Raw genomic sequence first — 13643 nt, forward strand, 5'->3', positions numbered from 1 at the left:
GACTAACCCTCGACGCGGGCGAGTTCGGCCCGTACCGCGGTGACGAGCACGCTGTTCCACAGGGCGACCTTGTCGGTCTGATTGGCCCAGACCCGTTCCTTCTGGAAGATCTCGTTGAGCATCAGATAGAGAAGGCTCTTGAGGACCGGGGCGTCGTTCGAGCCCCCGCGTCGACCGCCGTTGAAGGCGTGCCGGTAGTCCTTGTTGAGGACGACCAGGCGCTCCTTGTGGTCGATCGTGAAGAGCAGCTCGGCGGAGTCGGTGCCGGGCGGCACGTCGAGCCTGGCCCAGCTGAAGGTGATGGGGTCATCGCCTTCCAGCTGCGGAAGTTCGTCCCTCAGCGTCCGCTTGAGCTTCGGGTCGATTCCCTTGCCGGGCGGGATGACGGCCGTGCGCTTGACCTCGGTACGCCGCTTGGCGGCTTCGCGATAGGTCGTCTCCGCATCACGGGTGTATTCGGTGAAGGTGTGGCCACTGGTGGTAGCTGCCGCCTTCTCCAGACCTCGGGCGAACGCGGGGGTGACCTGGACGCCGTCCTTCTTTACGGTCAGGGCGAACACGTCGTTGGGCTCGGGCGGCAGGTCCACGGCGATCCTGGCGAGGGCGAGATGGCCCTCCGCGCTGCGGGTGTCGTTCCAGCCGCCGGCCTGGACGAGTCGGTCGTTGCGGTAGAGGTAGAAGCCCTGGCGCTCGGCGAGCGGGCCGATGCCCCGGTACGCGACCAGCGGGGACTTGGGCGGCCATATGTGCGCGGTGAGCGCGACGTCGCCGACGCCCTCGACAGGGGCGACGTACGTACGGGGATATCCGGGGCGGCCCGGGACCCGATAGCCGAACGGGTCTATGTGCTCCACGCTCCGGTGGTCCAGTTCCTCCCGGGTGTGGACGTCCTCGACGACGATGTCCACGTGGAAGCCGTCGCGGGCGAGGAATCGGTGGAGGTAGAGGCCGAGGTGGGTCTCGAGTCGTTCGATCGCGTCATTGAGGTAGCGGTCGGTCTGACCGTCGGTGATGGTCTCGAACGCGCGGACCTGGTCCCAACGGACGATCGTCCCGTGCCAGTCGATGATCCCGTCGTAACGGTCGACCAGGTTCTGGCAGTACGTCGCGTCGACGATGTCGCAGGTGAAGTCGGCCTGCGCGCGGGCGGTGAGCCAGCGGCGGCCGGTCGACGGGCTGCGCTTGGTCCGGCTGATCACGGTGAGCGCGTCGGCGTGCGAGAGGGAGGCGGCCTTCAGCCCGGCACCGAAGTGTCCGAGGGCGCCGGCGGCGTACTTCGCGCGCCCGCCGACGGTCATCGCCGTGTCCAGGTCCGTCTCGTCCATGCCATGGCCGTCGTCGATGACGAGCAGACCGACGAGGCGGTCTCGTCCGCCGCGCTCACCCGTGTCCCGCAGGAAACTCACGACGACGTTGTGGGCTCCCGCGTCGATCGAGTTGTCGATCAGGTCGGCGATGGCCGCCTCGAAGCCGTAGCCCTGGTGCGCGAGCGATTCGAACGACCTGGCGGCCGGGGGGAGCCGCTTGCTTCCGCTGGTGGGTACGTCGAACTGCCAGTCCGAAGACGGCTGGTAGGGCGGCATACGTGTTCCTCGCGCAGGGACATGCCCGGGACGCGTGCGGGCAGGCCAATCAGCTGGTCACGTGTGACGTTAGCGTGCGCGAGTTGTGAAGGAATAGTGGGATCGGAATATATGTGTGCGACGCCCCCCGGACAAGTTCCGGGGGGCGAACCTCAAGGGCGGGACACCGTCTGCCTCAAGCCCCCGTGATCCCGTGGCATTCCTGGTACTGCCCGTCCGACCCGCACCAGCACTCGCTCCCCCGCTGCGGCGGCCAAGCCACCGCCAACCCCCGGGCCGCCAGCGTCGTCGCGTACTGGGGGAGCAGGATCGTGTCGGCCGGGGATGCGGCCTCTGAGGCGGCGAAGGCTTCGTAGGAGGGGACCGTGGCCGTCACGATGCCGAGGTTCGGGGTGCCGGAGGCGGCCAGTTCGCGGAGGGACGCCTCTATCGTGGCGAGGTGCTCCTCGTGGGAGGGGTACTCGGTGGTGAGGTCCGGGTACGCGGCGGTCAGTTCCGCGAGTTCGGGGGCCGACCAGTGCAGGACCGCCACCGGGAACGGGCGGGAGAGGGCCTCGCGGTAGGTGCCCAGTTCGGCCTGGAGGCGGCTGATCTCGGCCTGGAGTTCCGCCGGGTTGTCCGAGCCCAGGGACCAGACCCGCTTCGGGTCGTGGAGTTCGTCCAGGGAGATCGGGGACGAGTGCAGGGTGTCGGCCAGAGCGTCCCACTCGTCGTGGGCCGCGCCCAGCATGCGGCGCACGCGGTGGCGGCCGAACAGGAGCGGGAGCGTGGTGTACGGGGGCTCGGGTACGTCCGTCAGGAGCAGGACCGTTCCCTGCGTGAACGTGTCCTGCGCCGCTTCCAGCTCGTCGTGCGACTCCAGGGCCTCGGCCACGATCACCCAGGGGGCCGGGTCGCGGGGGGCCGCGGCCCTGACGCCGTCGATGATCGCGCGGGCCTCGGCCTCGTGGTCGTACTCCCACAGGTTCGACGCCTTGAGGGCGCGTACCAGATACGGCTTCTCCAGGGGAGCGTCCGAGGCGAGCAGGCGGTCGTAGAGAGTGGTGGCGCCGGGGCGGTCGCCGGACAGTTCGAGGTGGGCCGCGGCCTGCAGGAGCAGGTGCTCGGCGTCCTCCGGATACAGGCCGGCGGTCCGCTCCAGGCGAGCCGCTTCGGCGGTGTGGTCGACGTTCTCGGCAGGCGTGTCGGGGCGCATGGGGGACACCGTACTGCCGTCGGGCCGCCAAGGAGAGAGACCTGCAGGCCAGAGACGCGGGAGTCCCCGACGGCATATTCCGGAACGTGTCATCGGGGCATCGCGTCGGCCGAGCGCCCGGTCGGCCGACCCATCGGCCGACCGGGCCGTGGTGGCTTGTGCCGCCGCGACCCCTCAGGCCCGCCTCACACCACCACCCCGTCCACCTGCAACGTCTGTACCGCCCCCGCCGCGAACGGCACCGCGAGGGACTTGCCGCTGAGGTAGGTGTCCGAGTGGGACGCGTAGAGGTCGCCGCCGCCGGACGTCAGGGTGTTCCAGCGGGGGACCAGGCCGCCCGTGCCGCCGGAGACCGTGGTGAAGCGGGAGAGGTCGAAGGTCAGGGTCTGGGCGGACGTCGCCTTGTTCGCCGCGACGATCACCAGGCGCTTGGCCGTCGCGTCGTACGCCGCCGCCGCGTAGTCCACGCCCGTGTCCACGATCGTCATGCCCGGGCGGATGTGGCGGCTGAACTGGGCCATCACATAGAGCTTCGTCTCGACCGCGCCGGCTGTCAGGGTGCTCGCGTCGTACTTGACCATGCCCCAGCCCGCCGTCGGGTCCATCACCTGCCAGTAGACCCAGGCGGTCGGGTGCAGCCAGCGGAAGTCGAGGAGGAGGTTGCTCGCCAGGGTGAGGCCGGTGCCGTCGCCGTCGCCGTACTCGGAGTTCCACAGCGCCTTGCCGGAGGACGTCACGGCATCCGTGTAGAGAAGGTCCCGGCGGCCGCCCGAACCCTGGTAGCCGTGCACGTTGACCCGGTTGACCAGGCCCTTGGTCGTCGAGCTGAAGGAGCCCCACGTCGTACGGGCCAGGTCGTAACTCGTCTCGTCCGACGCGGAGATCTTGGTGGACGTCAAGCCCCGGGCGTTCAACTCGCTGCGCAGATACGGAAGTACGGCCGACTGGACGGAGGCGTCCATGTGGCAGCCCTCCTGGGTGCCGGTGGACGTCCACCAGTTGGAGGAGGGCTCGTTGAACGCCTCCACGGTGGCGAAGTTCACGCCCCAGTTCGTCTTGGCGTAGAGGGCGACCGCGGCGAGGTGGGAGGCGTGCTGGCGGTAGTTCCAGGACTGGAGGTTGTTGCCGCCGCCCGAGGCACCCGACGGATTGTGGTTCAGGCACATCCACCACATCGGAGAGTTGGCGAACAGCTCGCTCGTCGCACCGCGCGCCGTCGCCTTGGTGAGGGCGGCGCGCTGGGTGGCGTCCGCCGTCCACTTCCAGGCCGACGACGTCGGGTCCTCGTTGTTCCAGTCCTGCCAGTAGCCCTCGATCTGCTTGAACGAGGGGATGTTGGCGGAGGCGGCCATGCTCTCGCCGCCCACGCTGTTCCAGCTGCACGCGCCGAGGTTGTAGCGGGCGATGGTCAGTCCCAGACCTGGACGCGAAGCACCGTTGTACGTCGTCGACTTGGTGGTGAAGAAGAGATCGGCGAAGTCGTCGCGGGCGCCGAAGACGTTGGCCCACCACGCCAGTGAGGTGCCCCAGCCCTCCCATTTCCCGTACGTCGTGGCGGGGTTGACGGCGATCGTCGCGTCCGCGCGGGCGGTGCCCGTCGCCAGGGCGCCGCCGAGGACCGTACCGCCCGCGGCGGCCAGAAGTGTTCTGCGTCGGATCATGGCTGGCTTCTCCGTCCGTCTCCGCACAACTGCCGGTCGTCCCACCGGAGTTGGCCGTCGATTTCGACTCGACTTCGAACTCGGTCGCCGGCTCGTCCCCACCGGCGCTTGCCTGTCCCACTGATGCCATCAGGAAGCATCGGGTGTGGCGTGTGGGGTTGTCGAGAGTTGTGACAGCCCTTTCTAAAACCGGTGGAGGAAGCCCCGGTCGGCGCGAGCGGCGGTGGACGTGGCGGGTGCGCTGTCGGTGCGCCGAGGGGACTCGGTGCGTACGGGAGCCGCGCGGGGCTGGCGAGTTGGCGGGGCGGCGCTTATCGTGCGCCCGGCGAAGGGGGCGTACGGATGCGGGCTCCGGGGATCGTGCACCACGGCACGCGGCGACGTCGGGCCGCGTACCGGCGCGCGGTCTGGAGCGGCGCCGAGGTGCTCGTCACCGTCGGAGTGGTGCTGCTCCTGCTGGTCGTGCACCAGCTGTGGTGGACCAACCGCCAGGCGCAGCACGGCGCGGAGCGCAAGGTGCAGGCCTTGGAACGGGAGTGGGGGACCCCGGCCCCGGGTGCCGCCCCCGACGCGAGCACCGCCGAGGGCGCGAGCGCTGGTCCCGGCGCCGGGAGGCCCGGCGACGGCGAGACTGATGCCGGGGGCGCCGGAGGGTCCGCCGGACAGCCCTCCTCGTCCGGCGCCGACAGTGGTCAGGTGCGGCCCCGGTGGTCCCAGGCCTACGCCGTCCTCAGCATTCCCCGGCTCTCCCTCCGGGTGCCCGTCGCCGAGGGCGTCAGCAAGGCGGACGTCCTCAACAAGGGCTACGTCGGCCACTACAAGGGCACCCAACAGCCGGGCCAGGCAGGCAACTTCGCGCTCGCCGGACACCGGAACACGCACGGCGAGCCCTTCCGGTACCTTCCGAGGCTCCGGCGCGGCGACACGATCACCGTCGAGACGAGGACCGCCGTCTACACGTACACCGTCGACCGGACGCTTCCGCGGACCTCCCCGCGGGACGGCGGGGTGATCCGTCCGGTGCCGCACAGCACCGTCCGGCCGTCGTACGGGTACAGCGAACCGGGGTACTACATCACGCTCACCACGTGCACTCCCGAGTACACCTCCCGGTACCGCATGGCGGTGTGGGGGAAGCTCACCGCCATGCGGCCCCGCTGACTCGCGCCCTGCTCCGCGCCCTGCGCCCGCCGGGCCCCTTGCCGCGCCGCCGACCCGGCGGCTCACGGCGACCCGGCGGGCTCCCGCCCGATCCGCCAGGCTCACGCCCGGTCCCACAGCCTCACGCCCGGTCCCACAGGCTCACCTGTGGCGGTCTCGCAGGCTCACGCCCGGTCCCGCAGCACCAGGACGCTCGCGGCGGCCAGTGCGGCGAGCACCGCCGAGACGATGATCGCGATGTCCGAGCCACGCGCCGGACCGCCGGTGGAGGTGACCAGGGCGATCGTGAGGGCGACCCCGGCGCACGAACCGATGTAGCGGAAGGTCTGCTGGGCGCCGGAGCCCATCGCGGCGCGGGTCGCGGGCACGGACTCGACGGCGAGCAGCGGCAGCGCCGCGTTGAGCAGGCCGCTGCCCACCCCGGAGATCACGAAGCCCGGGAGCAGGCGGGGCCAGGAGCCGGCGCCGATCGCGCCGAGCATCGTCAGGACGCCGGCCGCGTGCAGGGCGAAACCGATGGCGAGCTGGTGGCGGTGGGAGACCCGGCCGGCGAGACGTCGGGCCTGGAGGGCGACCGTGAAGGAGAGGCCGGACCACAGCAGGAACAGCCACGCGGTGTCGATGGCGGACAGCCCGAGCGTCCGCTGGAGCAGCGCGGGAAGGAAGCTGAACAGGCCGATCACCGCGAGGCCCATGAAGAGCCCGCCCGCCGACGAGGCGAGGAAACGGCGGTGCCGGAGCAGTCCGAGGTCGATCATCGGCGTCCCGGTACGGCGTTCCACGGCGACGAACACGGCCATCAGGACGAGGAACGCCGCCAGCAGCAGCCCCACCGGCGCGCGCAGCCAGCCGTCGCGGCCGAGCGTCAGCGCGGCCACCAGCGAGACCAGCGCGAGGCCGAAGGTCAACGCTCCCGCGAGGTCGGGCCGGCCGCCGCGGGGTGCGCGGGACTCGGTCAGGGCGCGGGTGCCGAGGAGGGCGACGATCAGGGCGGCGGCGCCCAGGACGGCGTACGCCATCCGCCAGTTCCAGCCGGCTATGGCCCCCGCGAGGAGCGGGCCCGCCGCGATGCCGCCGCTGACGAACGCGCCCCACACCCCCGTCGCGTGCAGTCGCCCGCGTGGTGTGGGGAAGGCGTGCACGATCAGCCCCAGGCTGCTCGCGAGGATCGCCGCGCTCGCCGCGCCCTGCGCGATACGGGTCAGGGTGAACAGCCAGGTCGAGCCCGCGAGCGCGCCCAGGGCGGTGGTGACGCCGAGGGCGACGGTGCCGGCCATGAAGATCCGGCGGCGGCCGTAGTCGTCCGCGAGACTGCCCGCGACCAGGAGCAGCGCGGCCAGGCCCAGTGGGGTGCCGTTGAGCAGCCAGGCCTGGGCGGAGACCGAGGTGTGCAGCGCGGCCGCGGTGTCGGGGAGCGTGACCATCGGCGCCGTGTACGTCATCAGGGCCACGGCGGTGGCGGCACTGGTCAGGGCGAGGGTCGGGGTGGCCCGCGGGGCGCTCTCCGCCGGGGAGGCCGAGGGTGCCGAGGGTGCCGGGGAGGCCGGGGAGGCCGGGGAGGTCCTGGCGGCCGCCGGGACCCCGGGGACCGGTGGGGCGGAGGAAGGCGCGCGGGGCGAACCGGCCGGGGAGGCCGACGTCACAGCGCCCCCGGAGGGTGCGGTGGTGTGCGCGGGCTGCGTGCTGGTGTCGGTCGGGTCGAGCCGGGTCATGGCCTGCCTCTTCATTTCGTGAGTCGGTTCGGTCATTGAACCTTGCCTCGACCAGATCGTAACACCCTAGGTTCGTTCACTGAACCAACGTGTCGAAAAGTCGCTACAGTGGAGTCATGGCTCTGGGCAAGGACTACGCGACGCAGGAGTGCTCGATCGCCCGCGCGCTGGAGATCGTCGGCGAACGCTGGACGCTCCTGGTCGTCCGCGACGCGCTCTACGGCGTACGGCGCTACAACGACTTCCTCGTGCACCTCGGTATCCCGCGCGCCGTGCTCGCGGCCCGTCTCCAGGCGCTCACCGCCGAGGGCATCCTCGAAAAGCGCCGTTACCAGGAGTCGCCGCCACGTGACGAGTACGTCCTGACCGACCGCGGTATCGCCCTGTGGCCCACCCTGCGCTCGCTCGGCCTGTGGGGCCGCGAGCACTTCTCCGAAAGCCGTCTGCGTTACTTCCGTCACGCCGCCTGCGGCACGGAACTCGGCCCGTACGGCGAATGCCCCGCCTGCGCGATTGTCGTGCCCGTCCCGGACGTCGAGATGACACCGGGCCCCGGACTCGACCGGGACCCGGCGGACCCGGTCAGCCGCGCCCTGCTCGGGCCGAGGCGGCTGCTGGAGCCGGTCGACACGGGCGCCCAGAAGCCGACGGGGGCCGGGTCCCGCGAGCCGATCGGGGCGGACTCCCGAAAGGGCGCCGGGACGGCTGCCGGCGAGGACGCCGGGACGGATTCACGGGTGGATCCCGGGCGGTCGGTCGAGAAGCATCCTGTATAACGAACGGAAGGACACGCGCACCCTGTACGAGGGGCGCACCACGTACGAGAGGAGGGGCAGTCGATGATCCGGACCTGGGCCAACGCCCGCCCCGCCGCCGTACTGCTGCTCCTGCTCCTCGAGGTCGCCCTGCTCGACACCGGCAGCCTCACCGCCACCGTCGCGTTCGCCGCGACCGCCGCGGCCGGGTCCGCCTTTGCCGCCTGCTCCCTCATCGTGGCGCGCTGCGCGCCCGTCGTGCCGCCCACCCGGGTGCGTACGGCCATCCGCGACCGCGCCCGCCGCACGGCCTTCCTGCCGCAACGCGATCCGGACGCCAGTGGACGGCCGCGGCCCAGGGCACCCGGATACGCCCTCCCGGCGACCGCGTAGGGCACCCTTCACTCCTCCACCCCCGGTGACACTTCAGCCCGGGTGGCTCTTTCTCCCCGGTGACCTGCGCGGGTCGTCATGCCGCATTCCGTACTCCCGGCACGACGAGACCCCCGGAGGGCTCACCCATGTCCACGTTCATGTCCGTGTTCGCACACCTGGTCGAGCAGATCGCCGACCTGCTCCAGCCGCTGTTCCACGCCTCGGCGGCCGCTGCCGCGATCGTCCTGTTCACCGCGCTCGTACGACTGCTCGTGCATCCCCTGTCGCGGGCGGCGGCGCGCGGGCAGCGGGCGCGCGCGGCCCTTCAGCCGCAGATCACCGAGCTGAAGAAGAAGCACGGGAAGGACCGCGAGAAGTTCCAGAAGGCGCTGATGGAACTGCACGCCGAGGAGAAGGTGTCGCCGCTCTCCGGATGTCTGCCCAGCCTGTTCCAGATGCCGGCCTTCTTCCTGCTCTACCACCTGTTCTCCAGCTCGACGATCGGCGGCGGGGCCAACACCCTGCTCGGGCACAAGCTGTTCGCCGCGCCGCTCGGGGGCCGGTGGGCGGACGCGCTCGGCGACGGCGGGCTCTTCGGGCCGGCCGGTCTCGTCTACCTGGTCCTCTTCGCCGTCGTCGCGGTCGTGGCCGGCTTCAACTACGTGCGCACGAAGCGGATGACCGCCGCCGCGCCGCCGGTGGGCGAAGGCGAGCAGGCGGCCGCCCTCGCGTCGGTCGCCAAACTCATGCCGTTCATGTCGTTCTTCACGCTGTTCACCGTGGCCGTGGTGCCGCTGGCGGCCGCGCTGTACGTGGTGACCAGTACGGCGTGGAGCGCGGTGGAGCGAGCGGCGCTCTACCGGGACATGCCGGGGGCGGCGCCCGCGGCTATGGCTCTCGCCTGACGGCGGCCTGTCCCGCGGAGGCCCCGCGTCCGGTGCGGAAACCGGGCGCGGGCCGGTCCAGTCCGTGAACGGGGTCTTGCGGACTGGACGGCGAGCTTGGAGGATCGGCCGGTCCTCCGATGGCCGCACCCGTCGGTCGACGGCCCGCGATCGAGGGAGATGGTGACCATGAAGCTGCTGCGAGTCGGTACGGCGGGGTCGGAGCGGCCCGCGCTGCTCGACGCCGAGGGGACCCTGCGGGATCTGTCGGGCGTCGTCGCGGACATCGACGGGGCGCTGCTCGCCGACGACGCGGCGCTCGGCCGGATCCGGGCCGCCGTAGCGGCCGGTGAGCTGCCCGCGCTGGACGCGGCCGGACTGCGCGTCGGACCGCCGCTGGCCCGGATCGGCAAGGTCGTGTGCATCGGGCTGAACTACCACGACCACGCCCGGGAGACCGGAGCCGAGCCGCCCGCCGAGCCGGTGATCTTCTTCAAGGCGGCGGACACCGTGGTCGGGCCGAACGACACGGTGCTCGTCCCGCGCGGGTCGGAGAAGACCGACTGGGAGGTCGAGCTGGCGGTCGTCATCGGCCGTACCGCCCGCTACCTGGAGTCCGCGGAGGAGGCGCTCGCGCATGTCGCCGGGTACGCGGTGGCGCACGACGTCTCCGAGCGCGAGTTCCAGATCGAGCGCGGCGGCACGTGGGACAAGGGCAAGAACTGCGAGACGTTCAACCCGCTGGGCCCGTGGCTGGTGACGGCGGACGAGGTCCCGGACCCGCAGGCGCTGTCGCTGAAGCTCTGGGTGAACGGGGAGCTCAAGCAGGACGGTACGACGGCCGAGCAGATCTTCCCGGTCGCCGAGGTCGTCCGGTACGTCAGCCGGTTCATGACGCTGTACCCCGGCGATGTCATCAACACCGGGACGCCGGCCGGGGTGGCCCTCGGTCAGCCCGAGCCGAAGCCGTATCTGCGGGCGGGGGATGTCGTCGAGCTGGAGATCGCGGGGCTGGGGCGGCAGCGGCAGGAACTCAAGAACGCGTAGGCGCTCCGCTTGGTTCGCGGTTGGGGTCCGCTGGGGCTGGGGTGAGTCCTTTGCCGCGGGTGCGTTGTGGCTGGTCGCGCCGTTCCTCGCGCCCCTGATGGGGCCCTCCTGTCCGTCGTTCGCTGCGGGCCCTTTGTGGCTGGTCGCGCCGTTCCCCGCGCCGCTTTTGGGGCGCGGGGAAACGGCTTGCTAGGCGGAGAGGAGCTTCTCCAGGGCCTCCACCACCATCTTGTGGTCCTCGACCTGGGGCAGGCCCGACACCACTACCGTGCCGATGACGCCCGCGCCCGTGACGGCGATGGGGAACGCGCCCCCGTGGGCCGCGTACGCGTCGGGGTCGAGGCGCGAGGACTCCTCGAAGGTCGTGCCCTTGGCGCGGAAGCGCGAGCCGACCAGCAGCGAGGAGCAGCCGTACCGCTCGACGACGCGGCGCTTGCGGTCGATCCAGGCGTCGTTGTCCGGGGTGGAACCGGGCAGCGCCGCGTGGAAGAGCTGCTGGCCACCGCGGCGGATGTCGACGGCGACCGGCGCGCCCCGCTCGCGGGCGAGCTCGACGAGGAGCGTGCCGAGGGTCCAGGCGTCTTCGTGGGTGAAGCGGGGGAGCGTCAGACGGCGCTCCTGCTCCTCCAGCTCGGTGATCAGCTCGGCGATCTCCGGTTCGACGGGCGCGGTCACAGGGACACCACTACTCCCTCGTGGGCGGAGCGGCGGGCGGCTTCCAGGACGTCGAGGGCGGCCGCGGCCTCGTGGGCGCTGACCGGGTTGGGGCCGCCGTCACGGATGGCGGCGGCGACGGCCGCGTAGTACGCGGGGTACGCGCCCGGGACCGTCGGCTCGGGTCGGCCGCCGCCGGTCAGCGGGGACTCGCCGGAGCCGACGCGGCCCCACAGGGCCTCCGGCTCGATGCCCCACTCGGTCGTGACGCCGGGCCGCTTGCCGTCGCGCAGGTCGGCCTCCTGCGGGTCGAGGCCGTACTTGACGTAACCCGCCTGCGAGCCGAGGACGCGGAAGCGCGGGCCGAGCTGGGCGGTCGTCGCGGAGGCGAAGAGGTGGGAGCGGACCCCGCTCTCGTGCGTGATCGCGATGAGCGTGTCGTCGTCGGTCAGCGCGCCCGGACGGCGGATGTCCGACTCGGCGTACACCGAGGCCGCGGGGCCGAAGAGGACGAGCGCCTGGTCGACGAGGTGGCTGCCGAGGTCGTAGAGGAGACCCCCGATCTCCGCCGGGTCGCCGGACTCGCGCCAGCCGCCCTTCGGCTGCGGGCGCCAGCGCTCGAAACGGGACTCGAAACGCCAGACGTCGCCCAGCTCACCCTCGGCGAACAGCTTGCGCAGGGTCAGGAAGTCGTTGTCCCAGCGGCGGTTCTGGAAGACGGAGAGCAGCAGGCCGCGCTCGTCCGCCAGGGCGGCCAGCTCGCGGGCTTCCGCCGCCGTACCGGCGATGGGCTTGTCCACGACCACGGGGAGGCCCGCCTTCAGGGCGGCTGTCGCGATCGGGACGTGGGTCTTGTTCGGGGACGCGATGACGACCAGGTCGAGTTCGTCGGCGCGTGCCAGCAGTTCGTCGGGCGTGGCGGCGAACCGGAGTCCGTCGCCGAACTCGGCGCGGGCCTGCGCCTGACGCTCCGGATGGGTGGTGACGACCGTGTCGAGGGCGAGCCCCTCGGTCGTGGCGATCAGCGGGGCGTGGAAAACGGAACCCGCGAGGCCGTAGCCGACGAGACCCACGCGAAGGGGCGTACCAGTACCAGTCATGCCTGTCATGGGTCCTACTTTCGCAACGCTGTTGCCAAAGTGCAAGCGCGGGGGACAATGGGTGGTGTGAACAGGACCAATGTGGGTGGGGGCGGGATGCCGGGGACGCCTGGGAATCCAGGTGTACCCGGGACCTCCGGTGTTTTCGCGGATCAGGGTGGACCCGGGGCGTCCGGCGTTTTCACGAACCAGGGTGTGGTCGGGACCTACGGCGCCTTCGGGAATCAGGGTGTGTCCGGGACTCCCGGAACCGGCGCGGGTGCCGGGGTGAACCTGCCCGCCCTGCGCAGTCACAACGCCGCTCTGGTGCTCGATCTGCTGCGCACGGCGGGGGCGGCCGGCATCAGCCGCCTGGAACTCGCCGAGCGGACCGGACTGACCCCGCAGGCCGTCAGCAAGATCACCGCGCGGCTGAGGGCGGACGGTCTCGCGACGGAGGCGGGGCGCCGCGCGTCCACGGGCGGCAAGCCCCGTACGGTCCTGCGGCTCGTGCCCGAGGCGGGGCACGCGGTGGGGCTGCACCTCGACCGGGACGAGCTGACCGTGGTGCTCTGCGATCTCACCGGGGCCGTGGTGGCCGAGCGGCGCACGCCGCTGGACCTGGGGGCCGGGGCCGACGCGGTGGTCGAGGGGGCGGCCGGGGAGGTGTCGGCCCTGCTCGGCGGGGTGTCACCGCTGGGCGTGGGGGTCGCGCTGCCGGGGCCCCTCGATCACACCCTGGGGGTGCTGCACCGGGTCACGGGTTTCCCCGAGTGGGACGGGTTCGCGCTGCGGGACGCGCTGGCCGGGCGGCTCGGGCTGCCGGTGGTCGTGGACAAGGACACCAACGCGGCGGCGCTCGGGATCGCGGTGGGGACCGGCGCTCCGTCCGGCTCCGGCTTCGCGGGCGGCGGATCGTTCGCGTATCTGCATCTCGGTACGGGACTGGGAGCCGGGCTCGTGATCGGCGGGGTCGTGCACCGGGGGGCCCGTACCGGGGCCGGGGAGTTCGGACATCAGGTCATCCAGCTGGACGGGCCGCTGTGCGAGTGCGGGAACCGCGGGTGCATCGAGGTGCTCTGTCTGGACGCGGTGGGCCGGGGCACCCTGGCCGAGGCGGCCCGGGTGCTCGGGGCCGGTGCGGCGAATCTGGTGGGGCTGCTCGACATCGACCTCGTGCTGCTGGGCGGGCGTACGGTCGCCGCTCACGAGGAGGTTTTCGTACGAGGCGTCGGGGCCGTCCTGGAGGAACGGGCCCGGCGTGAAGGGGGCGGCGCCCCGGTGCCGGTTCGGGTGGCCCCCGGCGGAGCACGGGGAGTGGCCGAGGGCGCGGCCCAACTGCTGCTGGCCCCGCTGTTCGGGCGGGGAGAGGGCTGAACGAAGGGAGCGCCTGCTCGGCGAGGAACGCCCGCCGAGCTGGGGGAGTGCCCGCCGGGGGGAGGAGTGTGGGCCGGGGTGTGGTGTGCGGGCCAGGTGGGGGGAATTGGGGGGCCGAACGGGGGTGACTTCACGGGTGGCGGTCCGTCGGTGGGGGTGA

11 protein-coding genes and 1 pseudogene are annotated in these 13643 nt (G+C 71.9%); 6 read left to right on the forward strand and 6 right to left on the reverse strand.

Translation table 11 applies throughout. The features are described 5' to 3' along the window. Window positions 1-2 precede the first annotated feature (2 nt). The 3 genes from ACZ4N5_RS14610 to ACZ4N5_RS14620 all read right to left on the reverse strand — a co-directional run bounded on the left by ACZ4N5_RS14610 (window position 3) and on the right by ACZ4N5_RS14620 (window position 4439). Complete coding sequence (locus ACZ4N5_RS14610) at window positions 3-1583, reverse strand: ATP-binding protein (protein WP_467757446.1); 1581 nt, start codon at window positions 1581-1583, stop codon at window positions 3-5. A 175-nt stretch (window positions 1584-1758) separates the two neighbouring features. Continuing rightward, window positions 1759-2778 (reverse strand): hypothetical protein, encoded by a 1020-nt coding sequence (locus ACZ4N5_RS14615; protein WP_467757447.1) that lies wholly within the window; start codon window positions 2776-2778, stop codon window positions 1759-1761. Between the two features lie 185 nt (window positions 2779-2963). Further along, complete coding sequence (locus ACZ4N5_RS14620) at window positions 2964-4439, reverse strand: glycoside hydrolase (RefSeq protein ID WP_467757448.1); 1476 nt, start codon at window positions 4437-4439, stop codon at window positions 2964-2966. Between the two features lie 342 nt (window positions 4440-4781). Here ACZ4N5_RS14620 and ACZ4N5_RS14625 point away from each other — a divergent pair, with 342 nt between their 5' ends. Continuing rightward, window positions 4782-5600, forward strand: a complete 819-nt coding sequence (locus tag ACZ4N5_RS14625; protein ID WP_467757449.1) for a class E sortase — start codon at window positions 4782-4784, stop codon at window positions 5598-5600. Between the two features lie 164 nt (window positions 5601-5764). Here the strand turns inward: ACZ4N5_RS14625 and ACZ4N5_RS14630 are convergent, their stop codons facing one another. Beyond that, on the reverse strand, window positions 5765-7348 hold the full coding sequence (locus ACZ4N5_RS14630) for an MFS transporter (RefSeq protein ID WP_467757450.1): 1584 nt from the start codon (window positions 7346-7348) through the stop codon (window positions 5765-5767). A gap of 80 nt (window positions 7349-7428) precedes the next feature. Between ACZ4N5_RS14630 and ACZ4N5_RS14635 the strand changes: the two are divergent. From ACZ4N5_RS14635 to ACZ4N5_RS14650, 4 genes and pseudogenes are all read left to right on the forward strand, one after another. After that, window positions 7429-7944, forward strand: a pseudogene (locus ACZ4N5_RS14635) (winged helix-turn-helix transcriptional regulator); the annotation flags it as partial. A 207-nt stretch (window positions 7945-8151) separates the two neighbouring features. After that, window positions 8152-8460, forward strand: coding sequence for a DUF6412 domain-containing protein (locus ACZ4N5_RS14640; protein ID WP_467757451.1), 309 nt, complete (start codon window positions 8152-8154; stop codon window positions 8458-8460). A 140-nt stretch (window positions 8461-8600) separates the two neighbouring features. Further along, the gene (locus ACZ4N5_RS14645; RefSeq protein WP_467757698.1) at window positions 8601-9347 is read left to right on the forward strand and encodes a YidC/Oxa1 family membrane protein insertase; all 747 of its coding nucleotides are present in this window, start codon (window positions 8601-8603) and stop codon (window positions 9345-9347) included. 168 nt (window positions 9348-9515) lie between these two features. Beyond that, a complete protein-coding gene (locus ACZ4N5_RS14650) occupies window positions 9516-10373 on the forward strand; it encodes a fumarylacetoacetate hydrolase family protein (RefSeq protein WP_467757452.1) in 858 nt (285 codons plus the stop codon). Between the two features lie 189 nt (window positions 10374-10562). On the opposite strand, the gene ACZ4N5_RS14655 is transcribed toward ACZ4N5_RS14650, so the two are convergent. Then, entirely contained in the window at window positions 10563-11048 is a 486-nt protein-coding gene (locus ACZ4N5_RS14655) for a heme-degrading domain-containing protein (protein ID WP_467757453.1), read from the reverse strand. Then, the gene (locus ACZ4N5_RS14660; RefSeq protein WP_467757454.1) at window positions 11045-12136 is read right to left on the reverse strand and encodes a Gfo/Idh/MocA family oxidoreductase; all 1092 of its coding nucleotides are present in this window, start codon (window positions 12134-12136) and stop codon (window positions 11045-11047) included. Before ACZ4N5_RS14660 ends, ACZ4N5_RS14655 begins: the two co-directional genes overlap by 4 nt. A 222-nt stretch (window positions 12137-12358) precedes the next feature. Here ACZ4N5_RS14660 and ACZ4N5_RS14665 point away from each other — a divergent pair, with 222 nt between their 5' ends. Next, the gene (locus tag ACZ4N5_RS14665; protein WP_467757699.1) at window positions 12359-13483 is read left to right on the forward strand and encodes an ROK family transcriptional regulator; all 1125 of its coding nucleotides are present in this window, start codon (window positions 12359-12361) and stop codon (window positions 13481-13483) included. The last annotated feature ends 160 nt before the right edge of the window (window positions 13484-13643 follow it).

The sequence above is a fragment of the Streptomyces sp. NPDC026500 genome (assembly GCF_055567635.1).